The 23,784-nt window shown below is 60.8% G+C and carries 20 protein-coding genes and 1 tRNA gene; 5 read left to right on the top strand and 16 right to left on the bottom strand.

What is annotated here, in order from left to right; translation table 11 throughout:
- The first annotated feature begins 235 nt into the window (after window positions 1-235).
- Window positions 236-1,087 (top strand): VCBS domain-containing protein, encoded by an 852-nt coding sequence (locus MF410_RS23145; protein WP_275593034.1) that lies wholly within the window; start codon window positions 236-238, stop codon window positions 1,085-1,087.
- Window positions 1,088-1,711: 624 nt separating this feature from the next.
- Here MF410_RS23145 and MF410_RS23140 read toward each other — a convergent pair.
- Both MF410_RS23140 and mnmA read right to left on the bottom strand, forming a co-directional pair.
- Window positions 1,712-1,788, bottom strand: a tRNA-Met gene (locus MF410_RS23140).
- A 136-nt stretch (window positions 1,789-1,924) separates the two neighbouring features.
- Window positions 1,925-3,124, bottom strand: a complete 1,200-nt coding sequence (gene mnmA, locus MF410_RS23135; protein WP_097629257.1) for a tRNA 2-thiouridine(34) synthase MnmA — start codon at window positions 3,122-3,124, stop codon at window positions 1,925-1,927.
- A 510-nt stretch (window positions 3,125-3,634) separates the two neighbouring features.
- On the opposite strand from mnmA, the gene MF410_RS23130 reads away from it, so the two are divergent.
- Entirely contained in the window at window positions 3,635-3,898 is a 264-nt protein-coding gene (locus MF410_RS23130; protein WP_097629256.1) for a hypothetical protein, read from the top strand.
- A 178-nt stretch (window positions 3,899-4,076) separates the two neighbouring features.
- On the opposite strand, the gene serA is transcribed toward MF410_RS23130, so the two are convergent.
- The 14 genes from serA to ybgC form a co-directional block, all read right to left on the bottom strand.
- On the bottom strand, window positions 4,077-5,672 hold the full coding sequence (gene serA, locus MF410_RS23125) for a phosphoglycerate dehydrogenase (protein ID WP_097629255.1): 1,596 nt from the start codon (window positions 5,670-5,672) through the stop codon (window positions 4,077-4,079).
- A gap of 145 nt (window positions 5,673-5,817) precedes the next feature.
- Window positions 5,818-6,996 (bottom strand): phosphoserine transaminase, encoded by a 1,179-nt coding sequence (locus MF410_RS23120; protein ID WP_097629254.1) that lies wholly within the window; start codon window positions 6,994-6,996, stop codon window positions 5,818-5,820.
- A gap of 182 nt (window positions 6,997-7,178) precedes the next feature.
- Window positions 7,179-8,015: an outer membrane protein gene (locus MF410_RS23115; protein ID WP_097629252.1), complete on the bottom strand. Its 837-nt coding sequence runs from the start codon at window positions 8,013-8,015 to the stop codon at window positions 7,179-7,181.
- Between the two features lie 573 nt (window positions 8,016-8,588).
- On the bottom strand, window positions 8,589-9,941 hold the full coding sequence (glmM, locus tag MF410_RS23110) for a phosphoglucosamine mutase (protein WP_097629251.1): 1,353 nt from the start codon (window positions 9,939-9,941) through the stop codon (window positions 8,589-8,591).
- Window positions 9,942-10,184: 243 nt separating this feature from the next.
- A complete protein-coding gene (ftsH, locus tag MF410_RS23105) occupies window positions 10,185-12,116 on the bottom strand; it encodes an ATP-dependent zinc metalloprotease FtsH (RefSeq protein WP_003590353.1) in 1,932 nt (643 codons plus the stop codon).
- A 97-nt stretch (window positions 12,117-12,213) separates the two neighbouring features.
- Complete coding sequence (gene tilS, locus MF410_RS23100; RefSeq protein WP_097629250.1) at window positions 12,214-13,674, bottom strand: tRNA lysidine(34) synthetase TilS; 1,461 nt, start codon at window positions 13,672-13,674, stop codon at window positions 12,214-12,216.
- 11 nt (window positions 13,675-13,685) lie between these two features.
- Window positions 13,686-14,675 carry a tol-pal system protein YbgF gene (gene ybgF / locus MF410_RS23095; protein WP_097629249.1) on the bottom strand — a complete coding sequence of 330 codons (990 nt, stop codon included), beginning with the start codon at window positions 14,673-14,675 and terminating at the stop codon, window positions 13,686-13,688.
- Between the two features lie 159 nt (window positions 14,676-14,834).
- Window positions 14,835-15,368: a peptidoglycan-associated lipoprotein Pal gene (gene pal / locus MF410_RS23090; protein WP_097629248.1), complete on the bottom strand. Its 534-nt coding sequence runs from the start codon at window positions 15,366-15,368 to the stop codon at window positions 14,835-14,837.
- Window positions 15,369-15,521: 153 nt separating this feature from the next.
- Window positions 15,522-16,820: a Tol-Pal system beta propeller repeat protein TolB gene (gene tolB, locus MF410_RS23085; RefSeq protein WP_239620081.1), complete on the bottom strand. Its 1,299-nt coding sequence runs from the start codon at window positions 16,818-16,820 to the stop codon at window positions 15,522-15,524.
- 28 nt (window positions 16,821-16,848) lie between these two features.
- Window positions 16,849-17,262 (bottom strand): TonB C-terminal domain-containing protein, encoded by a 414-nt coding sequence (locus MF410_RS23080; RefSeq protein WP_097629246.1) that lies wholly within the window; start codon window positions 17,260-17,262, stop codon window positions 16,849-16,851.
- Complete coding sequence (locus tag MF410_RS23075) at window positions 17,263-18,402, bottom strand: hypothetical protein (RefSeq protein WP_097629245.1); 1,140 nt, start codon at window positions 18,400-18,402, stop codon at window positions 17,263-17,265. It abuts the gene before it with no gap.
- An 8-nt stretch (window positions 18,403-18,410) separates the two neighbouring features.
- A complete protein-coding gene (gene tolR, locus MF410_RS23070) occupies window positions 18,411-18,866 on the bottom strand; it encodes a protein TolR (protein ID WP_003542730.1) in 456 nt (151 codons plus the stop codon).
- Between the two features lie 18 nt (window positions 18,867-18,884).
- Window positions 18,885-19,604 carry a protein TolQ gene (tolQ, locus tag MF410_RS23065; protein ID WP_003582115.1) on the bottom strand — a complete coding sequence of 240 codons (720 nt, stop codon included), beginning with the start codon at window positions 19,602-19,604 and terminating at the stop codon, window positions 18,885-18,887.
- Window positions 19,605-19,979: 375 nt separating this feature from the next.
- Window positions 19,980-20,435, bottom strand: a complete 456-nt coding sequence (gene ybgC, locus MF410_RS23060) for a tol-pal system-associated acyl-CoA thioesterase (protein WP_097629244.1) — start codon at window positions 20,433-20,435, stop codon at window positions 19,980-19,982.
- Between the two features lie 163 nt (window positions 20,436-20,598).
- Here ybgC and MF410_RS23055 point away from each other — a divergent pair, with 163 nt between their 5' ends.
- From MF410_RS23055 to MF410_RS23045, 3 genes are all read left to right on the top strand, one after another.
- Window positions 20,599-21,819 carry an NAD-dependent epimerase/dehydratase family protein gene (locus MF410_RS23055; protein ID WP_097629243.1) on the top strand — a complete coding sequence of 407 codons (1,221 nt, stop codon included), beginning with the start codon at window positions 20,599-20,601 and terminating at the stop codon, window positions 21,817-21,819.
- A 184-nt stretch (window positions 21,820-22,003) separates the two neighbouring features.
- Entirely contained in the window at window positions 22,004-22,828 is an 825-nt protein-coding gene (locus MF410_RS23050) for a glycosyltransferase (RefSeq protein ID WP_097629242.1), read from the top strand.
- On the top strand, window positions 22,825-23,742 hold the full coding sequence (locus MF410_RS23045; protein WP_097629241.1) for an NAD(P)-dependent oxidoreductase: 918 nt from the start codon (window positions 22,825-22,827) through the stop codon (window positions 23,740-23,742). The genes MF410_RS23050 and MF410_RS23045 overlap by 4 nt, the downstream gene beginning before the upstream one ends.
- The last annotated feature ends 42 nt before the right edge of the window (window positions 23,743-23,784 follow it).

The following is a 23,784-nucleotide window of genomic DNA, read 5'->3' as shown; positions in this document are numbered from 1 at the left end:
CCGAAAGTTTCCTGCCGACCGAATTGATGGATCGCCTGAAGAGGCGAGAAACATGATGGTCGACCGTGCCGCAGCAGCGCAGGACAAGACGTAAAACCCTGGTTCCTGCACCTTCTTTACTTGGGTGTTTGAGCTACAGCCGGCCGAAAATTCATGGGATTGACCGGAACTGCTCTGACCCTCCCAGCAATTTGGGTTGCCATACACCCGACAGGGTTGCATAGTCGAATTTAAAATCACACGGGAGGTAGAAATGGCAAATCACAAGCCGGTCGCAGGTGACGTATACCAGTCTATTTTCAACATCGACAACCCGATCGACGGCAACATCCTGGACAGCACCAGTTCCACAGATGCCGACGGAGATCGGGTGCGTCTCAACTTCGTGAACGGACAGCGAATTCCGCAGCCGGCCGATCCGGATGGACCCGCCACGACGACGACAATCGAGGGAAAATACGGCACGCTGACCGTCTATTCCAACGGCAACTACACCTATGAACTCGATCACTCCAACCCGGTGGTTGCAGCGCTCGGCCCGGGCGATCAACTCGTGGACCAATTCAATTTCAAGATATCGGATGGCAAAGGCGCCACCGACTTCGGCTTGCTCAATATCGCGGTCGACTTGCCGGAACGCGGCGACGTCTTCGTCAATTTCGAGGATGTCGGCAAACACGACTTCCCCACGGGTTACAAAGGCTTCGATTGGGGCGCTTGGCACGATGGTGATGATGCAACGGTACATAAGGAAGCCGACGGCAACCATTACCTCGCAGGGGGCGTGTTCTGGACACCCATCCAAGCCGCTGATGGCGGCACCTTCCAGATCGAGCAATTCAGCGTGGCAAACGGCACATCGGACTACGACAACGTTTTAACGATCGAAGGCAAGCTGAATGGCGATACCGTATTCCTGGTCACGGTCAACGTGACCGCCGACAGCATTCATGACCCGCAAGTGATCGATCTCAGCGCCTACGGCGAAATCGACTCTCTCGTGCTCGACACCGAGCCGGTCATTACCGAAACGAGCGGCCCGGATTATTATGGCGCACAATACGACAACTTTCATTTCATCGTTTGAGTGTCGTGCCGGATGAACAAATGGTGCGGCCTTCCGACCCGCATCGCAAACGAGGTGATGTTCCAGAGGTCAGGGGGCCGAAGCGGTTTGCCATGGTGAAGAATAACCACGAGCGTTACCCGCGGGAAGCATCCTCACACTGTAGCCGCCTGCCTAGTACCAATTTCTTGCGATAGCGGACGGACCTGCGTGTTTGCTAGCATGAGAATGTCCGAGGAGGACACGGGTGCTGGGACGGAGGAAATGATGCAGCCAGTCGGGGTCAAGTTAGCGGCGGTGACGTTCTCGCTTGCCGTATGGGCTATTATTATCGCTGCCGCATCCAACCTTTGGACGATGAAGCTGCCAATATTGCTTCTGACGCAATAGTCCTGTCTTCGGCGCTAAAGCATGTCGCGCAAAAGTGTGCCGCGGTTTTGCGGCAACGACATGCGTGAAAACTAAGAGCTAAAGCCGTCGCATGAATCAAGTTTGACGCGATGCGCCTTAGCGGAAATCCTGCTGATCGGAAGCTGACCGGCTTTGCCGGCCGCAGGCCTGTTTGCGCTGCTGCCGATGCACTGCCGCGGCTGCCGGCACCGGCTCGAAGCAAGCCGCAAAAATCGCCAATTCTGCAATGAGAGTTGGTAGCGGAGGAGGGATTTGAACCCCCGACACAAGGATTATGATTCCTCTGCTCTGACCTACTGAGCTACTCCGCCACTGGTCAAACGATACCTGCTCGCGAAGCGCTGCGGGCTCGTGGGATGAGCGGCTTATAAGGTGCGCTTCGGCTTTGTGTCAAGCGCATGATGGAGAAAAACGCTGGGCTTTTCCGCCCGCCCTCTCCTATTGGTTTCAGGCGGCGACGGGGCTGGCCAGCAGGGCCTTCAGCGAGGCCTCGGCCGAGGGTTCGCGCTCGGAGCGGTCGATGAAGCCGCCGCCGAAGACCCGGGCATTGTCGCCGGGCGCGGAATAAAGCGCGCAGGCCTGGCCGGGGGCTATGCCCGCCTCTCCGACCGTCAGGTCGACATAGGTGCCCGTGGCATCGACATGCAGCACGGCGGGCGCCGGCGCCCGTGTCGAGCGGACCTTGGCGTAGCAGGCAAAACCGTTGCCGGAGGCAGCTTGCACAAGCGTCTCGTCGCCCAGCCAGTTGACGTCGCGCAGGTAGACGCGATGGGTTTCCAGCGCCTCCTTCGGTCCGACGATGACGCGGCGCGAGCGGGCGTCGAGAAAGACGACGTAGAGCGGCTCGCCGGTGGCGATGCCGATGCCGCGGCGCTGGCCGATGGTGAAGTGCAGGATGCCCTCATGGGTTCCAAGGATCCGGCCATCGAGATGGACGATTTCGCCGGCGAGCGCCGCATTCGGCTTCAGCTTGGTGATGATGTCGGAATACTTGCCCTGCGGCACGAAGCAGATGTCCTGGCTGTCGGCCTTCTTGGCGACGACGAGGCCCATCTGTTCGGCGAGCCTGCGGGTCTCGGCTTTCGGCAGGCCGCCGAGCGGAAAGCGCAGATAGTCGATCTGTTCCTGCGTCGTGGCGAACAGGAAATAGCTCTGGTCGCGGTCGGCATCGGCCGGGCGGTACAGCGCGCGGCGGCCGGGATGCTCCGGCGACGGGTTCGGCCGTGAACGGATATAGTGGCCGGTCGCCAGCGCATCGGCGCCGAGTTCCTTGGCGGTCGCCAGCAGGTCGGCGAACTTGACGGTCTGATTGCAGGAGACACAGGGGATCGGCGTTTCGCCGGCAACATAACTTTCGGCGAAGGGATTGATCACCGTCTCGCGAAAGCGCTTCTCGTAATCGAGCACGTAATGCGGGATGCCGAGCGTTTCGCAGACGCGGCGGGCATCGTCGATATCCTGGCCGGCGCAGCACGAGCCGGCGCGGTGAACGGCGGCGCCGTGGTCGTAAAGCTGCAGGGTAATGCCGAGCACGTCGTAACCCTGCTGTTTGAGAAGGCCGGCGACGACGGATGAATCGACGCCGCCCGACATGGCGACGACGACACGGGTCTCTTCCGGCTGCTTGTCAAAATCCAGTGTGTTCAACGGTGGTGCCAAATTCTGCGTGGGTCACGATCCGCCCTTGCGCTGCAATTGCGGCGGATTTGCCGATATCAGGCGGGATCGGCCGCCATTTCTCGATGAGCAATCGATATAGAAAGGATTGTACCGGGACGCAAGGGGCGGCCTCGGATAGAGAATTTTTGGAATTCCCGGCAAAGCAAGGCGCAGCCTGGCCACGCCTTGGAAGCGGGGGTGCGGCTCAGGTACCGATCAGCTTGTTGCAGGCGAATGCGACGCTCGGATTGGCGATGATGGCGGTCAAGAGCGCCAGTCCGATTATCGAGAATGAATAGCGTTTCATAGACATCCTCCTTTCCAGCCCAGGTGAATTATGACGGTTCGGCCGCCATTCTCAAAATGACGAATGCTTGAGCGGGGGAGCCGGCTCGCCAGGAAATCATTCGATAGAATAATTTACACGCCGTGGAACGTTTCGCTCGATCATGCGTTGCAGGTGGTGAATGTCGCAATCGAATTACTGCGGAGGGTTTCATGGCCAGGTTCGGAACGACAGCGGATTACAGCAGGATCAGACACTGGATTGAGGAACGCGGCGGCCATCCCGCCCGTGTCAAGGACGCCCGGGATAGCGAAACCGTCGGCATCGATTTCTCGTCGGCGCCGATGGAAGAAATTTCCTGGGACGAATTCTTCCAGGGTTTTGACGGCAGCCGGCTCGCTTTTCTACATCGCACCAAGGCAGAGGACGATGCCGCCCGCCTCGGCCGGATCGTCCGCCGACGCAAGCACCACTGAATTCCATTCCTAACGCAGCAAAAACCCGGCGCCGTCCAGCGCCGGGTTTTTGCTGTTTTCCTTGGGAGGAAGAAACTTAAAGCGCGTCGCAGTTAACTTGATTCATGCGACGCGCTTTTAGCTCTTCGTTTTATGTATGTCGTTATCCGGGAACCGCTGCGCACTTCCCGCCGATGCATTAGTCGATATTGAAGGTGAGCAGCTTCGCCTGGCGGATCGCCTGGTGGGCGGTCAGCTGCCCAAGCACGGCGTCATCCACCTCGCCGTCGACATAGAGCAGCGCGATGGCGTCGCCGCCCTGCTTGTCGCGGCCGAGCTGGAAGTTGGCGATGTTGACGCCGGCAGCGCCAAGCGTCGTGCCGATGAAGCCGATCATGCCGGGAACGTCGGTGTTGGTGATGTAGATCATATGCGAGCCGACATCGGCATCGAGGTTGATGCCCTTGATCTGGATGAAGCGCGGCTTGCCATCCGAAAACACCGTGCCGGCGACCGAACGCGTCATGCTCTCGGTCGTCACCGTCAGCTTGATATAGCCGTCGAAGACACCCGTCTTGTCGCGCTTGACCTCGGAAAGCACGACGCCCTTTTCCTTGACCATGATCGGCGCCGAAACCATGTTGACGTCGGCGACCTGCGGGCGGATGAGGCCGGCAAGCACCGCGCTCGTCAGCGCCCGGGTGTTCATGTTGGCAGTGATGCCGTCATAGAGGATCTCGATTTCCTTGATCGGCTCTTCAGTGACCTGGCCGACGAAGGCGCCGAGAACATCAGCAAGGCGGATGAAGGGCTTCAGGATCGGCGCTTCTTCAGCCGTGATCGACGGCATGTTGATGGCGTTGGAGACCGCGCCCTTGACGAGGTAATCGGCCATCTGCTCGGCCACCTGGAGAGCGACGTTTTCCTGCGCCTCGGTCGTCGAGGCGCCGAGATGCGGCGTGCAGACGACGTTCGGCAGCCCGAAGAGCGGGCTTTCCTTGGCGGGCTCGACTTCGAACACGTCGAAGGCGGCACCCGCGACGTGGCCGGACTTGATGGCTTCGGCCAGCGCTGCTTCATCGACCAGGCCGCCGCGGGCGCAGTTGATGATGCGCACACCCGGCTTGGTCTTCGCCAGCGCTTCCTTGTTGAGGATGCCGCGTGTCTTGTCGGTCATCGGCACGTGCAGCGTGATGAAATCGGCCCGAGCGAATAGCTCGTCCAGCTCGACCTTGGTGACGCCCATCTCCTCGGCGCGCTCCTTGGAGAGGAACGGGTCATAGGCAACGACATGCATCTTCAGACCGATGGCGCGGGCGCAGACGATCGAGCCGATATTGCCGGCGCCGATGACGCCGAGCGTCTTGCCGGTGATCTCGACGCCCATGAATTTCGACTTCTCCCATTTGCCGGCCTGCGTCGAGGTATCGGCTGCCGGAAGCTGGCGGGCGACGGCGAACATCAGCGCGATCGCGTGTTCGGCCGTGGTGATCGAATTGCCGAACGGCGTGTTCATGACGATGATGCCGCGGCGCGAAGCGGCCGGAATATCGACATTATCGACGCCGATACCGGCGCGGCCGACGACCTTGAGGTTCGTCGCTCCCTGGATGATCTTTTCCGTCACCTTGGTGGCGGAGCGGATGGCGAGACCGTCATACTTGCCGATGACGTCGAGCAGACGGTCCTTGTCCTTGCCGAGCTGCGGTTCGAAATCGACTTCGACGCCGCGGTCGCGGAAGATCTGGACGGCGGTTTCCGACAATTCGTCGGATACGAGAACGCGAGGTGCCATTGTGGCCTCCTTCAAAAGTGTTCAGCGATGGATGAAATCAGGGATGCCAGAGCATGATGCCGAAAAGTGTATGCGGTTTTCGGACGACATCATGCTCTTATTCTTTGATCCACTCCGCCCTGTGGCGGAGTCGGACGCGATCACGTCAGGCGGCCGCCTGAGCGAGCTGCGCCTTCTGGGTTTCGAAGGCCCAGGAAAGCCAGGGCATCAGCTTCTGCATGTCGGATGCCTCGATCGTGGCGCCGGCCCAGATGCGCAGGCCGGACGGCGCGTCGCGGTAATGGCCGACGTCATAGGCAACGCCTTCCTTTTCCAGCAGGCCGACCAGGCCCTTGGCGAAAGCCGCCTGGCCGTCTTCGTCGAGCGCCGCGATGTCCTTGTCGACGATCTTCAGGCAGACGGAGGTGTTGGAGGCCGTTTCCGCCTTGACGGCGAGATTGGCGATCCAGTCGTTTGACAAGACGAAATCATGGATGACTTTGGCGTTGGCATCGGCGCGCGCAATCAGCGCCTTGAGGCCGCCGAGGCCCTTTGCCCAGACAAGCGCATCGATATAGTCCTCGACGCAGAGCATCGACGGCGTGTTGATCGTCTCGCCCTGGAAGATGCCTTCCGTCAGCTTGCCGCCCGAGGTCATGCGGAAGATCTTCGGCAGCGGCCAGTCGGGCGTATAGGTGGTGAGACGCTCGACGGCGCGCGGCGAAAGAATGATGACGCCGTGCGCGCCCTCGCCGCCCAGAACCTTCTGCCAGGAGAAGGTGACGACATCGAGCTTGGCGAAATCGAGTTCCTGCGCGAAAGCGGCCGAGGTGGCATCGCAGATCGTCAGACCCTTGCGGTCGGCAGGGATGAAATCGGCGTTCGGCACGCGTACACCCGAGGTAGTGCCGTTCCAGGTGAAGACGACGTCGCGGTCGAAATCGACGGTCGAAAGATCGGGAAGCTCGCCGTAACCGGCTTCGAGCTTGCGCACGTCCTTGAGCTTCAGCTGCTTGACGACATCGGTCACCCAGCCGGCGCCGAAGCTTTCCCAGGCAAGCATGTCGACGCCGCGTTCGCCGAGCAGCGACCAGAGCGCCATTTCGACGGCGCCGGTATCGGACGCCGGAACGATGCCGATGCGGTAATCCGCCGGCACGTCGAGAATTTCACGGGTAAGGTCGATGGCCTGTTTCAGCTTGGTCTTGCCGACTTTCGCGCGGTGCGAACGGCCAAGGGCCGCGTCGGAAAGAGCGTCTAGCGACCAACCGGGACGCTTCGAGCAGGGGCCAGAAGAAAAATGAGTATTATTCGGACGGATGTCCGGCTTTGCGGTCTTCGCCATGATGCTATCCTCTCAGATAGAAAGCCCTTCGTTGGGGAAGGGTGTCCCGCCGCCGTGTGTATGGATAGCAGGCGTCTTAGTCAAGATCGAAGTGTCGCAGAGAGAGGATATTTTGACGCAGGCACGCTTGACGCAGCAAAGCCGCCCGGGCGGGCGGCTTTTCTGATGGGCGCGAATTGAGCTTACTTGTAGACCGCCGGCTGCAGCGGAATTTCCGGCGGCGGTTCGTAGCTCGCCTGGGCGCATCCGCCGAAGAGGTAGCGGCCACCGACGCGGACTTCATGGGCGCTGAGGCCCTTGTCTCGGCCCGGACCGCCATTTTCGGCATAGCCGAACATGTTGCCGCCATCGATATGCAGGTAGCGGTAGCCGACATCGGCCTTGAAGTTGCAGGTCACGTCGACCGAGGCGCCGGCCATGAGGGCGTAAGTAAAGCGCCAGTTGCCCTTGCCGCCATGGGTGACCTGATCGTCGCAGAAGCTGCCGTCATCGGCGCAGGCGACGTTGCGCAGGTTCTTCCACTTCACATAGGAACCACCGATACCGGCGCCGACATAAGGCGTGACATAGCCATAGGTGCCGAGATCGACATAGGCGTTGGCAAGCAGCGTGTAGGCGGTCAGCGAAGAGCGGTCGGTCGACGTGCAATCCACCAGCGGGAAGCCGCACTGCCCCACAGTCGAGCCCTTGAAATCAGCCTGCGTCAGATAGTCGAAGGTCAGATCGGTGCGCAGATAGCTATTGATCTGATAACCAACGCCGCCGCCGATCGTCCATGCGTCGTCGAGGTCAGCATCGTCGAAATCGACCTCGGTAGCGTTGCTGCCCTGGAAATAGCGGGCGCCGCGCAGATCGGTGAAGGCATAACCGACATCGCCGCGCAGGTACCAGCCGGTCGCTTCGCTGACCGTGACTTCGGGCGGCTGCTCCGGGATCGGTTCGGCAGGGGCGAGGTCCGCGGAATAGGCGTTTGTCGCGATCAACAATGCGGCGAAGATGCCGGACAAGCTTCTTTTCATGGATCCCACTCCAAAATTCGTTGAGACGGCAGGCTCAAGTCGCTGCCAAACTGATACGCTTCGGATGGATAATGAACGGGAAACGTTAAAAGCTGCTTAACCACGATTATTTACCGTAGATCCTGAAGCTTCCGGTAGAGGAAACATGAATTGCCGCGGTAAATCTTTGAAGAGACGCCCTTATGAAGGCGATTTGGCTGGTTAACGGAATTAACAAAAGAGCCGACACCTCCCACAATCTTTGTCTTGCCGTGGCACGACTGTGAGCATCACTGGCGGGTGATAAGTTGGCGAGAACGTTAACCCCCACCCACCCTCTTTCCTGTGCTCGTCACAGGAATCCAGTGCGCCCAAGTCCTTGGGCGCGGAAAACTTCCTTAATTTGCATGGGAGTCATTCACGGCACCGACGCGCCGCGGCTGGATTCCTGTGACATCCCTGGGGCGAAGCCTGAGGCCACAGGAATGAGGGCAGATGGGTTTATACTTGCGCTAGATTTCTGCCGTAGAGCGTAGCGCCGAACGACGCTGCGCGAGCAAGCACGCCGACCAGCCCTCATGTATCTCCAAAGAATCAGGCGGCAGTCCGCACGTTCGAGATCATGCCGATCAGCTCGTTGACGATTCGCTCGATCTGGGCGCGGTCGTCGCCCTCGGCCATGACGCGGATCAGCGGCTCGGTGCCCGAGGGGCGAATGACGAGGCGGCCGTTTTTGGCCAGTTCGGCTTCGGCATCGGCGATCGCCTTCTGCACCTGGATATCCTCCAGCGGCTTGCCGCCGCTGATGCGGACATTGCGCAGCAGCTGCGGCACCGGCTCGAAGCGGCGGCAGACCTCGCTGACGGTCCGGCCGGTCCGCTTGACCGCGGCCAGGATCTGCAGCGCTGCGACCAGACCGTCGCCAGTCGTGCCGTAGTCCGAGAGCACGATGTGGCCCGACTGCTCACCGCCGACATTGTAATTGTGCTGGCGCATATGCTCGACGACATAGCGGTCGCCGACCCGCGTGCGGGCAAGCGCCATGCCGCGCTCGTCGAGGAACCGCTCGAGGCCGAGATTGGACATCACGGTGGCGACGATGCCATTGCCGCGCAGCTGCTGGCTCTCGGCCCAGCTCTCGGCGATGACGGCCATCAACTGGTCGCCGTCGACGATCGAGCCGTTTTCATCGACGATGATGACGCGGTCGGCATCGCCATCGAGCGCGATGCCGATATCGGCGCGCACTTCGTCGACTTTCTTCTGCAGCGCGACCGGGCTGGTGGAGCCGCAATTGAGATTGATGTTGGTGCCGTTCGGCTCGTTGCCGATAGTGACGACCTCGGCGCCGAGCTCCCAGAGCACGGCCGGCGCCACTTTGTAGGCGGCACCATTGGCGCAGTCGATCGCGATCCTCAAACCCTGCAGCGTCACGTCGCGCGGCAGCGTGCGCTTGGCATGTTCGATATAGCGGTCATGCACGCCATCGACGCGTTTGGCGCGGCCGATATCGTCGGATTTGGCAAGCTGGGCGTTCAGGTCCTTTTCGAGCAGATCCTCGATCTCGGCTTCGAGGTCGTCGGAAAGCTTGTAACCATCAGGGCCGAAGAGCTTGATGCCGTTATCCTCGTAAGGATTGTGCGACGCCGAGATCATCACGCCGATATCGCAGCGCAGCGAGCGCGTTAGCATGGCGACGGCAGGCGTCGGAATCGGCCCGAGAATGAAGGCGTCGAGGCCGGCGGCCGTAAAGCCAGCGACCATGGCGTTCTCAAGCATATAACCGGAAAGGCGCGTATCCTTGCCGATGACGACGCGGTGGCGGTGGTTGCCGCGGCGGAAGATCGTGCCGGCGGCAATGCCGACCCGCATGGCGAGATCCGGCGTCATCGGGAAGACGTTGGATTGGCCGCGAATACCGTCCGTACCGAAATAGCGTCTCTTCATCTGCACTCCTGCGCTTTCCGCGCGCCATTCAAGGCAGCGCACCGTTCCAAGCGAATCCGGCTTCCATGGAATGTCGTCAATCCAGGAGCGTGATTCACGCTTGCCTCAATTCAGCGGAATGCCACAAAATGCGGCGATCGGCACGTAAATTAGCAAGAAAATGATTATATCCCGTTACCAAATAGAAAAGGCCGGATCTCCCCGCTGGGGAAATCCGGCCTTGTTCACAATCGTGCAAGCCGCTCAATGCGGCTGCGGTTCAAGGCCGGCTTCGGGCTCATCACCCTTGGCGGCAGGCCGTGCGCCGGCTTTTGGAACCGCCGAGCCGCGGCTTGGCGGTGAATCATCGCCGAGATCGCGCGACGGCTTCTCGCCGCGAATCAGCGCCTTGATCTCTTCACCGGTCAGCGTCTCGTATTCGAGCAGACCTTCGGCAAGAGCGACGAATTCGTCGTGCTTATCCGTCAGGATCGTGCGGGCCTGCGTATAGGCTTCGTCGATCAGGCGGCGCACTTCATTGTCGATCTTCTGCGCGGTTGCTTCCGAAACATTCTTCGATTGCGAAACCGAGTGGCCGAGGAAGACCTCCTGCTGGTTCTCGCCATAGGCGACTTGACCGAGCTGGTCGGAGAAGCCCCATTGCGTGACCATGGCGCGGGCAAGCTTGGTGGCCTGCTCGATGTCGGAAGAGGCACCCGAGGTGATGTTCTCCTTACCGAAGGTAAGTTCTTCGGCGACACGGCCGCCCATCATGATGCAGAGGCGCGACACCATCCACTTGTAGCTCATCGAGTAGCGGTCGCCCTCGGGAAGCTGCATGACCATGCCGAGCGCACGGCCGCGCGGAATGATCGTCGCCTTGTGCAAAGGATCGGCGACGGCGACATTGAGCGCGGTGATGGCGTGGCCGGCCTCATGGTAAGCAGTGAGCTTCTTTTCCGCCTCGGTCATGGCCGAGGATCGGCGCTCGGCGCCCATCATGATCTTGTCCTTGGCGTCTTCGAATTCCTGCATGGTGACGACGCGCTTGTTGCGGCGGGCCGCCATCAGGGCGGCTTCGTTGACGAGGTTCATCAGATCGGCGCCGGAGAAACCGGGCGTGCCGCGGGCGAGAACCTTGAGATCGACATTCGGCGCCAGCGGAACGTTGCGGGCATGCACCTTAAGGATGCGCTCGCGGCCGACGATATCCGGGTTCGGAACCACGACCTGACGGTCGAAACGGCCCGGACGCAGAAGCGCCGGGTCGAGCACGTCGGGGCGGTTGGTGGCGGCAATCAGGATCACGCCTTCATTCGCCTCGAATCCATCCATCTCGACCAACAGCTGGTTCAGCGTCTGCTCGCGTTCGTCGTTGCCGCCGCCGAGACCGGCGCCGCGATGGCGGCCGACGGCATCGATTTCGTCGATGAAGATGATGCAGGGCGCATTCTTCTTCGCCTGCTCGAACATATCGCGCACACGGCTAGCGCCGACGCCGACAAACATTTCGACGAAGTCGGAACCGGAAATGGTAAAGAAGGGCACGTTGGCTTCGCCGGCGACCGAGCGGGCGAGCAGCGTCTTACCGGTGCCCGGAGGGCCGACGAGCAGCACGCCGCGCGGGATCTTGCCACCGAGACGCTGGAACTTCTGCGGATCCCGCAGGAATTCGACGATTTCTTCGAGATCCTGCTTGGCCTCGTCGACACCGGCGACGTCTTCGAAGGTGACACGGCCATGTGCTTCTGTCAGCAGCTTGGCCTTCGACTTGCCGAAGCCCATCGCGCCACGCGAGCCGCCCTGCATCTGCCGCATGAAGAACAGCCATACGCCGAGGATGAGCAGCATCGGCAGCAGCGTTCCGAGGTAGCTCAGAAAGCCGGAGGAACCATCGGTCTCCGGACGCGCAGTGACAGCAACGTTTTTGGCCTGCAGGCGATCGAGCAAGCTGTCGTCGATAACGGGCGAATAGGTCTGGAAATTATTGTTATTCTCCAGATATGTTCCGCTCAGCCGGTTGCCGGTGACCACGACGTCCTTCACGCGGCCCGCATCGACCTCACGCAGGAACTGCGAATAAGGGATTTCGCGGGAGCCCGTCTGCGCCGGCGCCGTCTGGAACATACTGAATAGGGCGATCAGCAGAAGCGCTATGATCGCCCACAAGGCGAAATTACGTAAGTTAGGGTTCATTGAACTCCCCAGCACTGGAACAGCCGCCTCATGGCGACCGTCTTATTCGTTTCTAACATAGGGTTGCGCCGTGCGATTGCCAAGGCGACACCCCAGGTCAGATGGTTTTTCCGTCAATACTTCTTAAAGGCGGCCTCGCATAGGGCGCCGTCGCGAAAACCGCCGAAAGCCTGTTGGCAAAGATGAAATCAAATCGTGTCAAAAAGCGGTCGAAGGGTGCGAAATAGGGCGTGAGGTGGATCGCTTCGGCGGTTTCCGCAGATAGAGGGACCTCTTGCGCCGATATGGCCGGCGCCGAGGCGATTGCACGCTTCCATGCGGCCTTGGGAAGGTGCCCGATATGATGCTCCCTTATTCCTGTGCTTGTCACAGGAATCCAGCTACCGCGCGTCCGCGCGGTGATTGACCCCATAAAGTGCAAACTGTCTTTCGCGGCCAAGGACTTGTTCGCACTGGATTCCTGTGACAAGCACAGGAATGAGGGGGAGTGTGTAGCGGTGGTTTCTATTATAATCGGAGCCGCCGACCCATTGCGCGCCACAAACCTCCCATCCCACACGCCCGCCTCCCCGGGCTGCAAGACCAGCGGCAAGATCCCGCGGCTTTCGCGCGTGAGGTAAAGCCCGTCCCGTCTGAGATCGAAGACCACCCGGCCGACCGTCATCCGCCCCGGCTCCCCGCCGGCGGCAAATGAGAGAAGGCGCTCAATCTGCGCCCTCCCCGGCGCAAACGGTTGCCCACCGAAAATGGCCGTGAGACGACCGAGCACATAGTCGAGAACGGCGCGATCCTGCCGCAATCCGTCAGGCACCACCTGCCCGAGCAGGCCGCCGTGAAGCTTGAAATGGTGATCCAGCCATTCGGCTCCCTTGGCCGAAACAGCCAGTCGCTCGTCCCAGACGGCACTGACATTCGCCTCGGCACCGGCATCGGCCAAAAGCTGCCGGCGCACCCGCACACGCTCGTGCTTCACATCTTCATTGCTCGGATCGTCGATCCACTTCACGCCCCGCTCGTTGAGGAAAGCGCGGATGTCCGCCCGGCTGGAAAAGAGAAGCGGCCGCAAGATCCAGAAACGCCGATCGAAGAGCACCGCGTCGGCAATGCCTGATGAAACCTGCTCCGTTCGCACGCCGCGCATGGCAAGTGTTTCGCGCTGGTCGTCGAATGTGTGTCCGGTGACGATGAGATCGGCGCCAAACGCTTCCGCCGCTTCGGCGAGCAAGCCGTAACGCGCCTCGCGGGCCGCGGCCATGATGCCGGTTTTCGGCTTGTCGCCCTGCCAGGTCATGCTGGTGTGGGCAATGCCTAGCGACGCGCAGAGGGATGCGACTTCTCGCGCCTCGTCTGCGGAGCCGGCGCGCAACGCATGGTCGACGGTCGCAGCGCATAGGGAAATTTTGAAATGGGGCGCGGCCTTCACGGCTTCATCGAGAAGGAGAAGCAGGCCGGTGGAATCGCTGCCGCCTGATATGGCGACGAGAATACGTGCGGGGCTTTGAAGCGACGTGAGAAACTGGAGGATCGCCTCTCGCGGCGATCGGGCTTCCGGAGACATGCCGGAAGACCTTAACAGGCGAGGCGCTTCTGTTCGCTCGCAACCTTGCTTATGACGGCACGCGAAGCCTTCGGATAACGCTTCGAGACTTCGCGCAACGTCGCGCAGGCCGTCTCGGTATTGTCGAGGGCGGCCAGCGACATGCCGAGTTTCAACAGCATCTCGGGCGCCTTTTCGGATGTGCCGTATTTCTGGTGCGCATTGAGGAATGTCTTGGCCGCCTCATTGTACTTGCCCTGCGAATAGAGCGCTTCGCCGAGCCAGAAATTAGCGTCCGCCGCCCGCGCGCTGCTCGGGTAGCGGGTAATGTATTGGGTGAATTCCTGTTCGGCGGTGCTGTAATCGCCGGACAAGACATGTCCATAGGCCGCCTTGTACTGGTCCGCCTCACCGCCGAGCGAGGCAGTCTGCTGCGGCGCTCCGGGATTGGCATCGGGTATCGGGCCGGAGCCCACGCCCGCATTTGCATCAACGGTTCCGCCGACCGGATTGCCGTTCTGATCGAAATCGATCGAGCCGAGCTCCTTCGGCGGCTGGCCGAGGCCAGTATTGCTGGGCACGTTGGTGGAGGGAGCCGTCTCGGCTCCCTGCGGTGCTTGGATCACCCTGGCAACGTCATCGCTGCCGGACGCTGCGGGAGCGGTATCGGTCTCGCTCTTTTTCACAGGAGCTTTGGCACCGCCGCCGCTGGCACCCGTCTTTTCCAACTGTTGGAAGCGGAATTCATTGTCTTCCTGCTGCTTGCGGATCGTTTCCTGCATCTGCAGCAGCTGGAAGCTCATCTCCTCGATCCGGCCATTCAGCTGCCGAAGCTGCTCTTCGAGCTGCTGCACGCGCATCTCGGCATCGCCGCTCTGCACCTTGACAACAGGCGGCGCCGCTTGGTTTTCCGCGGACCGGCCGCCGAGATGCAGCCCAAAGAACGAGGCGGAATAGGCCGCCCGTTCGCTCCCGGTCACAGCCGCGAGGCACAGCATGCCTGCCACGACAAGTTTCTTCATATGTATCGTCCTGTCCCAGTGATTCTTCGCACCTCGATGGCACGAACAGGAGATTTTTCCAATTGCTGTCAAAAAGCAACGGAGTCTGGCCAAAGTGTGGTCAAAAAGAAAGGCGGTCCCCGAGAGGACCGCCTTCCGAAAGTGACCGAAATCGGCAGATTACATGCCGGCGCCGCCGAGAACCGTGACCGCGCGGCGGTTCTGCGACCAGCAGGAAATATCGTCGCAGACGGCAACCGGACGTTCCTTGCCGTAGGAAATCGTCTTCAGGCGCTGCGCCGGAACGCCGCGCGAAGCGAGATAATCCTTGGCGGCAGCCGCACGGCGGGCGCCGAGCGCGAGGTTGTATTCACGCGTGCCGCGTTCGTCGGCATGGCCTTCGACGGTGATCTGATAATTCGGGTAGCGGGCGAGCCACTGGGCCTGGCGGTCGAGCGTCTGCGAAGCATCGGCGCGGATCGACGAGGAGTCGGTGTCGAAGAAGATGCGATCGCCGACATTGACCGTGAAGTCCTGGGCAGAGCCCGGCGTTGCGGCACCGGCGCCGAGGCCGATATCGCCAGCGTTATTCGGCATGCCGCCGTTCTTCTTGGCGCAGCTCGCAAGAGCGAGACCGGCGACAAGCGCGATCATGACGGGGTTGCGGGCGAAATTCTGCATGCGGCTCATTGCCGGGGTATGAATTCGGCTCATGGCCGGTCTCCTTGCGGGTTCATCAGGGTTTCCGGACAGTAACCGCACTCGGTTAACCGCCCCTCAAAGATTATGGTTAACAATTTATTGATTTGTCCCGTAGTCGCCGGGTTCCCATGATTCTGAGGCGACATGAAGGCATTCCCGCGCCTGCTACTCCAGAAGCGGCGACCAAGCCGGGTCGGAACCGTAGCTCGGCGTTTTGACGAGTTGTTCATTATAGCCGGTCAGATCGATCGAATAGAGCTGCGGCCCGCCAGCGCCTGCCGCCTGGCGGAAGAACATCAGCACGCGGCCGTTCGGCGCCCAGGTCGGGCCCTCGTTGTGGAAGCCGGTCGTCAGGATGCGTTCGCCAGAACCATCCGGTTTCATCACGCCGATCGAGAACTTGCCGCCGGCCTGCTTGGTGAAGGCGATGAGATCACCGCGCGGCGACCAGACCGGCGTCGAATAGGAGCCGTCGCCGAAGGAGATACGGGTCTGGCCCGAACCGTCGGCGTTCATCACGTAAATCTGCGGCTTGCCGCCCCGGTCGCTCTCGAAGCTGACGCGGGCACCGTCGGGCGAATAGGAAGGCGAAGTGTCGATCGCAGCCGTCGAGGTCAGGCGCGTCGTCGTGCGCGAGCGCAGATCCATCGTATAGATGTTGGAGTTGCCTTCCTGCTGCAGGCTCATGATCACCTTCTGACCATCGGGCGAAAAGCGCGGCGAGAAGGTCATGCCGGGAAAATTGCCGACGACTTCACGTTGCCCGGTTTCGAGCTGCAGCAGATAGACCCGCGGCTGCTGGTTGGCAAAGGACATATAGGTGACTTCCTGCCGGCTCGGCGAGAAGCGCGGCGTCAGCACGAGATCGCTGCCATCCGTCAGCATACGCACGTTGAAGCCATCCTGATCCATGATCGCCAGCTGGCGCTTGCGCTGCTGCTTGGTGCCGGATTCGGAGACGAAGACGACGCGGGTGTCGAAATAACCCTCTTCGCCGGTGATCTGCTTGTAGATCGCATCGGCGATGATGTGAGCCACCCGGCGCCAGTTCTCCGGCTGCGTATAGAATTGCTGACCGGTCATCTGCTGCCCGGCGAACGGGTCCCAGAGCCGGAATTCGGCGCGAAGACGGCCATCCGCTTCCTTGGTAACCCGGCCGGTAACCAGTGCCTGCGCATTGATGACCTTCCAGTCTTCGAAGCGCGGCGCGGCATCAGGATTGGAAATCTTTTCGATGAAGGCGGTTTTGTTGATCGGTGCGAAGAGACCGGACCGCTGCAGGTCTGCGGCGATGACTTGCGAGACCTGCGCGCCCAAATCACCCTGGAAGTCGGTCACCGCAATCGGCATCGGCTGGACATTGCCTTTTCGGATGTCGAGGGTAACCAGCGCGTTGGCCGGCGTTGCAAAGACGGCAGTGGTTATCAGACCGACTGCAACCAAAATGGCGCGAAAAAGGAACACTTTGTCATACCAAACAGCCTTTCAGCATCTATGGAGTCGGATCGCCGGATTCAAAGCGCAGGACGACTTCGTTCCAGGATTCGTATTTTTCTTTCGGGAGCATCGGGAATGGCAATGAGCGCTTCACCGCCCGGAGAGCCGGAGCCGACAGGCTTTTTCGAGCAGCTTCGTTGCCGCCCGAGGCTATTGCCTCGGGTGAACCAACGATCGCCCCATTCTTGTCGAGCCGCAGATGGACGGTGATCACAACTCTGCCGCCCCTCGCCTGCCCGGGAGGAACATTGAAGGAGGAAGCAATTGCGTGCTGTAAATCCAAGGCTGACTTCTTGGAGGTCGCCGCGTCCACCGACTGTGCCAACGCCTCAGGCGCACAAGCCAGAATCGCTCCAAGCATGATAGCGGCTGCAAAAGGCTTGTTGCCATGGGACAGATCCGTCAGCATCTAGATTCCCATAGAACTCGGATCGAAATTCAGGTCGAACTCATTCCAAGCCTCATACTTGTCCTTCGGAAGCATCGAGAAGGGGGCGGACTTCATGACAGCTCTATAGGCCCCGCCTTCCAACGCACGGCGTGTGGCATCGCTGCTACTGCCGCCCGATGACTCGACTTCTGGCTGACCAATAATATTGCCATCCTTGTCGAGTTTCATATGCACTTTGATGACCATGCCGGAAAGGCCTTCCATCCCAGGCGTGACAAGCCAATTGCCCTCGATCAAGCCGCGCACCGCATCTTCTTCGCTCTGGCTGAGTTTGGAACCACCATTGCTCTTCTTCGCACCAAGCGACGCTTCCTGCGTCGAGCGCTTGGCGCCACCGGCGGAAGGATCGGTCTTGTTCAGCAAGATCGAAATCTCGTCGGCATTGAAGTCGCTCTTCATCGACGAGGCGGATTTCGCCGTTTCCTGCTTCTTGTCCGCCTTCTTCTTGTCGGTCGGCATGTCGGCGGTCTTCGGCTGGTCGGGGGTCTTTTCCGGCGGCTTTTCGGCGGGCTTCTGCGGTTCCGGCGGCTTCACCTGCGGCTTGGCGACGGGGGTCGGCACATTGTCCGGCAGTGCCTCGGCCTCCGGCTTCGGCGGTTCCTCAGGCTTGGCCTGCTCTTCCGGCGGCTTTTCCTCCGGCTTCGGCGGCGTCACTTCGACGGGCTTCGGCGGCGGTATGGAAGCGACCTCCTTCGGCTGCTCGACTTCCGTTTCCTCCTTGACGATGTCCTTGACGTCGTTCGGCTTCGGATCGGTCTTCGGCATCGGCTTTTCGCTCGAATTCGCCGCGGCGGCCTCGCTGTTGCTCGGCTTGGCGTTCGGCACCGGCGGCGTCTTCAGGTCGACATTGTTGTCGCCGGCATTCTCGGCCGGCTGTGCGATCGGCGGACGTGTCGTCGGTACCGGCGCAGACGTCTCCTTCTTCGGAGCCTTCTTGTCGCCCTGCTGCATCTGGGTAATGGATTCCACCGGCACGAGATCGACCGGCATCGCCTCGAAATCCTCCACCTTGAAGGATTCCGGGGCGCTAAGCGACACCATCGCCCAGGTAAGCACCAGGCAGTGCAGAACAGCAGATGTGACGACGCTGGTCTTCATCTTGAACGCTATTGGTCCTTCTTCTGCTGCGTCACGAGGCCGATATTCTTGAAGCCTGCGCCCTGAATACGGGCCATGACGTCGGCGATGACGCCATAAGGCGCTGTCGCGTCACCACGCACGAAGATCCGTTCGTTATAGCCTGTGGTGGCGATCGCCTCGAGCTTGGCGGCAATCTCGGCGGCCGGGATCGGCGTTTCCTGCAGGAACACTTCGCCGTCGTTCTTGACGGAGATGGTGATCGGCTGCGTCTCGGAATTCAGCGCCTTGGCCTGCGTTTCCGGCAGGTCGATCGGCACGCCGACGGTCATCATCGGTGCCGCGACCATAAAGATGATCAAAAGCACCAGCATGACGTCGACGAGCGGCGTCACGTTGATTTCGGAAATCACGGCCCTGTTCCGACCGCCGCGACGGCGGCGTCCGCCGCCCCCGCCGCCATTGCCTCCAACAGCCATACCCATGTCAGTATACTCCGCTGGTTACTGAGCTGCAGCGCGCGGCTGCAGCTTCTCGTCGATCTGGCGCGAAAGTATGGCGGAGAATTCATCCGCGAAACCTTCCATGCGGCCCGAGAGCTTGCCGGCATCGGCAGAGAACTTGTTGTAGGCGATAACCGCCGGAATAGCGGCAACGAGGCCGATGGCGGTTGCAAGCAGCGCTTCGGCGATACCGGGCGCAACGACCGCAAGATTGGTCGACTTCGAACCAGCGATCGCCTGGAACGAGGTCATGATGCCGACGACCGTGCCGAAGAGGCCGATGAACGGACCGGCCGAACCGATCGTCGCCAGCGATCCGAGGCGAGCGCCGAGAAATTCCGATTCGCGTGAAAGCGTCACGTCCATCGCCCGGTCGATACGCATCTGCAGGCCGATCGGCGAACGGGCGCCGCGCTCGAAGGATTTCTTCCACTCGCGCATCGCGGCCACGAAAATCGCCGCCAGCCCCGTATTGTTGCGTTCCGACAGCGAGCGATAGAGTTCTTCCAGCGACTGGCCCGACCAGAACACCTGCTCGAACTTGTCGAACTGGCGCCGTGCGCGGCCATAGGCCAGGTATTTGTCGATGACGATCGCCCAGGTCCACACCGAAGCGGCGATAAGCCCGAGCATGACGAGCTTGACGACGATACCGGCCTGCATGAAAAGCGACCAGAGGCTGACGTCCGTCGTTGCTGCTGCCAATCCTACTTGTTCCATTGATCCAAAATCCCCGAATCCAAACGCCCGGTGCTGGACCGGGCGGCACAAAGTGATCTCGCAAGAAGTGTCCGGCGGCCGCCGCCCAAAGCCCTGGTCAAACTTCCAAGCTCATCTTCCGCCTTCTTGCCGTCAAATTTGGTCAAAGGAAGGCGTGCACCGCACAAACTCCGACTTTCCCAGTAAGACACTATTATGGTTAATAGATCGTTAGTGCCTGACTGTGACAGTAAGCCTGTGTTTGGAAGATTTCGTTCCATGGTTTACTTGACCGGAGTAAGATCCGGCTGCCGAAAGAGCGCTCATCCTGCAGCGCGGGAATTCCTTCACATAAAGCTCAAGTTTTGACAAGCCTGAATTCCGCGCGATTCGCGCCTATAGCGGCGTGCTGCCTTCCAGGAATTTCGCCGCCAGCGTTTCCGGCAGCCGCCGCGGCCGCCCCTTGGCGTTGATGACGGCGATGATCACCTTGGCTGATATCAGCAGCGTTTCGCCCGAGCGGATCTGCTGATTGAGCACCATCTTGGCACCGCCGGCTTTTTCCGTGTGGGTCAGGATGGTCAGCACGTCGTCCATGCGCGCCGGGCTCTTGAAGTCGATCTCCATGCGGTGGACGACGAAGACGAGGCCCTCCTCGTCGGCGCTGACGAGTTCGCGCTGCTCCACGCCGAGGCAACGCAGATAATCGGTGCGGCCGCGCTCGAGGAAATGCAGGTAGCGGGCGTGGTAGACCAGACCGGAGAAGTCGGTATCTTCATAATAGACCCGTTGCACGAGGCGGTGTCCGGCCTCGGTCAGCTCCCCCGAAATGGAAAATGGGCGCTCCGTCATAATTTTCTCCAAACTGCGGTGCCCTCTTTGGCGCAACGCTTCCCGACAGGCAAGCACTGAATGACCGGTAGGCAGGCATTGAATGCCCCGCCGGTAGGCATTGAATGATTGTCATAATTCCTAACTATTCCCGATATTGAGCGACAGATCAGGAGACGATGTGATGAAGATTGCGGTTATGGGCGGAGACGGTTTCATTGGCTGGCCAACGTCGCTGCACCTCTCCGATGCCGGGCATGACGTTCATATCCTCGACAATCTCTCACGCCGCTGGATCGACACGGAACTTGGCGTTCAGTCGCTGACACCGATGGATTCGATCCAGGAGCGCACCCGCATCTGGCATGCCGAAACCGGGCGCCGCATCCACTTCAACCTGATCGATCTCGCCAAGGACTATGAACTACTGAAGAACTGGCTTTCCGAACACCGCCCGGATGCTGTCATCCATTTCGCCGAGCAGCGGGCCGCGCCCTATTCCATGAAAAGCGACCGCCACAAGAATTACACTGTTAATAACAACGTCAGCGCCACCCACAACCTCTTAAATGCGCTGACCGAGCTCAATCTCGACGCCCATCTCATCCACCTCGGCACCATGGGCGTCTACGGCTATTCGACGGTGGGCGCAGCAATCCCCGAAGGCTACCTGCCGGTCGGCATCGAAACCGCGGCCGGCGAGACGGTCAGCCAGGAGATCCTCTATCCCTCCAATCCCGGCTCGATCTACCACATGACCAAGTGCCTGGATCAGCTTCTCTTCCAGTTCTACGCCAAGAATGACGGGTTGAGGATCACCGACTTGCACCAGGGCATCGTCTGGGGCACGCATACCGAGCAGACGCGCCGCCATGCGCAGTTGATCAACCGCTTCGATTACGACGGCGATTACGGCACGGTGCTGAACCGCTTCCTTATCCAGGCGGCGATCGGCTATCCCTTGACGGTACATGGCACCGGCGGCCAGACCCGCGCCTTCATCCATATCCAGGATTCGGTGCGCTGCATCGAACTGGCGCTGAAAAACCCGCCCGCCCGCGGCGCCCGTGTCGAAATCTTCAACCAGATGACGGAAACCCACCGGGTGCGCGACCTTGCCCAGATGATCGCGGGGATAAGCGGCGCCGACATCGCCTGGCTGCCCAACCCGCGCAAGGAAGCCGCCGAGAACGAGCTGATCGTTCAGAACGAGAAATTCCGCATTCTCGGCCTCGAACCGATCACGCTGGAAGCAGGCCTTCTCGGCGAGATCGTCGACGTGGCGAAGAAATTCGCCTATCGCGTCGACCGCTCGCGCGTGCCGGCCGTCTCCGCCTGGACCAAGGACATCGCCGCGACGATCAACCACGATCCGGAAGGCAAGCGACTGAAGTCAGTGTCATGAGTGATGGTTTGCTATTGAGGCGCCACCAGTCCAACGATCTCTCCCTCATTCCTGTGCTTGTCACAGGAATCCAGCGCGCCCAAGTCTTTGGGCGCTGGAGAATCATTCACGGCGCGGACGGGCCGTGGCTGGATTCCTGTGACAAGCACAGGAATGAGGGCGTGCAAGGAAGTCGCCGGCGCCGATGACCTCTACCTCAAACCTCGCCTATGTCACCCTCGTCACCAATCCCGACTACGCCATGGGCGCCACCGCCCTGGCGAATTCTCTCCGTCGCACCGATACCAGCGCCGACATCGTCGTCCTCCACACCGGCGGCGTCGATGCAACCGCCCTCGCCCCGCTTGAAACTCTCGGCTGCCGCCTCATCGAGGTCGAGCACCTGCCGCTCTCCGATGCCTTCAACGAACGCCACGCCCGCGGCCAACTCCATTCCGCCGCCCCCTTCACCAAGGGCCGCAAGCCGGACTTCCATTCGCCGCTCGACAATTTCTGCAAGCTCAGGCTGTGGCAGCTCGTCGAATACGAACGCTGCGTCTTCATCGACGCCGATGCCCTCGTGCTGAAGAACGTCGACAGGCTTTTCCTCTATCCGGAATTCTCAGCCGCGCCCAATGTCTATGAAAGCCTTGCCGACTTCCGCCGCATGAATTCCGGCGTCTTCGTCGCCACCCCATCGCATGACACATTCCGGCACATGCTCGAAAGCCTCGACAGGCCGGGCGCCTTCTGGCGGCGCACCGACCAGACCTTTCTCGAGACGTTCTTCCCGGATTGGCACGGCCTGCCGGTCTATTTCAACATGCTGCAATATGTATGGTTCACCATGCCGGAGCTTTGGGACTGGAAGAGCGTTTCGATCCTGCACTACCAATATGAAAAGCCGTGGGAAAAGGATCATCCGAAGGCAGCGCGGCTACAACCTTTGATCGATTTGTGGCACCGTTTCCACGATGGCGGCGATCCGCCCGAGATCGCGGCGCTGGCCAATCCGGAAGGAGCAGCATGAAGGTACTGGTATCCGGCGGAACGGGTCTCGTCGGCCGCTATGTCGTCGAGGAACTTTTGAGCGCCGGTTATCAGGTGATCGTCGGCGGGCGCCGTGCGCCGCCACCTCGTCTCTTCTCCCGCCCGGTTGAGTTCGCGGCACTTTCGCTCGATCCCAATAAGGATCAGATCGACATTTTCGACGACGCCTATTTCTTCGTCCACGCCGCCTTCAACCATGTTCCGGGCAAATATCGCGGCGGCGAAGGCGACGATCCAAAGAGTTTCCACAGGTTGAACCTCGACGGCACCGTCCGCCTTTTCGACGCCGCCAAACGCGCCGGCACGCGCCGCTGCATCTTCCTCTCCAGCCGCGCCGCCTATGGCGAACATTCTGAGGGAACCGAGCTCGCGGAAACGATGCTGGCCAAGCCGGAAACGCTCTACGGCCAGGTCAAGCTGGATGCCGAACGCGCGCTTGCCCACCTCTCCACTCCAGGTTTTGCCGGCGTAAGCCTGAGGGCGACCGGCGTCTACGGAGATCTCTCGCCGAACAAGTGGGACGGCCTCATCGCCGATTACCTCGCCGGCCGGCCGGTGGTTTCGCGTGTGGGGACGGAAGTTCACGGCCACGACCTCGGGCGTGCGGTACGGCTGATGCTGGAGACGGAAAGCACCCGCATCTCCGGCGAGGTCTTCAACGTCTCGGACATATCAGTCGACACGCGCGACATCCTTTCAGCCATCCGACGCGAGACCGGCTGTCGGCACGTGCTGCCGCCACTCGCCGACAGGGCGGCGCTCAATCCCATGAGCACGGCGAAAATCCGCGCGCTCGGCTGGATGCCGGGCGGAGCCCCGCTGTTCGAGGAAACGATGCAACGGCTCGCCGCGGCGCTGCCGGCGGCCCCGGAACACAGGTCCACGCAAGTCTGACGTTGCAGAATGCGCCGAATTGCAATCGGGGACCCGGACTGT

It is taken from the genome of Rhizobium sp. C104 (assembly GCF_022354505.1).
GTDB lineage: Bacteria > Pseudomonadota > Alphaproteobacteria > Rhizobiales > Rhizobiaceae > Rhizobium > Rhizobium redzepovicii.
The sequence above is the reverse complement of the archived record's forward strand: the minus strand, read 5'-3'. Positions and strand labels throughout refer to the sequence as shown.

Coding starts and splice junctions, on each gene's coding strand:
- MF410_RS23130 (WP_097629256.1), top strand. CDS start 3,635: ATGGCCAGGTTCGGAACGACAGCGGATTACAGCAGGATCAGACACTGG.
- tolR (WP_003542730.1), bottom strand. CDS start 18,866: ATGGGTATGGCTGTTGGAGGCAATGGCGGCGGGGGCGGCGGACGCCGC.
- MF410_RS23120 (WP_097629254.1), bottom strand. CDS start 6,996: ATGGCGAAGACCGCAAAGCCGGACATCCGTCCGAATAATACTCATTTT.
- serA (WP_097629255.1), bottom strand. CDS start 5,672: ATGGCACCTCGCGTTCTCGTATCCGACGAATTGTCGGAAACCGCCGTC.
- ybgC (WP_097629244.1), bottom strand. CDS start 20,435: ATGACGGAGCGCCCATTTTCCATTTCGGGGGAGCTGACCGAGGCCGGA.
- MF410_RS23080 (WP_097629246.1), bottom strand. CDS start 17,262: ATGCTGACGGATCTGTCCCATGGCAACAAGCCTTTTGCAGCCGCTATC.
- MF410_RS23045 (WP_097629241.1), top strand. CDS start 22,825: ATGAAGGTACTGGTATCCGGCGGAACGGGTCTCGTCGGCCGCTATGTC.
- pal (WP_097629248.1), bottom strand. CDS start 15,368: ATGAGCCGAATTCATACCCCGGCAATGAGCCGCATGCAGAATTTCGCC.
- MF410_RS23050 (WP_097629242.1), top strand. CDS start 22,004: ATGACCTCTACCTCAAACCTCGCCTATGTCACCCTCGTCACCAATCCC.
- MF410_RS23075 (WP_097629245.1), bottom strand. CDS start 18,402: ATGAAGACCAGCGTCGTCACATCTGCTGTTCTGCACTGCCTGGTGCTT.
- MF410_RS23115 (WP_097629252.1), bottom strand. CDS start 8,015: ATGAAAAGAAGCTTGTCCGGCATCTTCGCCGCATTGTTGATCGCGACA.
- glmM (WP_097629251.1), bottom strand. CDS start 9,941: ATGAAGAGACGCTATTTCGGTACGGACGGTATTCGCGGCCAATCCAAC.
- MF410_RS23055 (WP_097629243.1), top strand. CDS start 20,599: ATGAAGATTGCGGTTATGGGCGGAGACGGTTTCATTGGCTGGCCAACG.
- ybgF (WP_097629249.1), bottom strand. CDS start 14,675: ATGAAGAAACTTGTCGTGGCAGGCATGCTGTGCCTCGCGGCTGTGACC.
- tilS (WP_097629250.1), bottom strand. CDS start 13,674: ATGTCTCCGGAAGCCCGATCGCCGCGAGAGGCGATCCTCCAGTTTCTC.
- ftsH (WP_003590353.1), bottom strand. CDS start 12,116: ATGAACCCTAACTTACGTAATTTCGCCTTGTGGGCGATCATAGCGCTT.
- tolQ (WP_003582115.1), bottom strand. CDS start 19,604: ATGGAACAAGTAGGATTGGCAGCAGCAACGACGGACGTCAGCCTCTGG.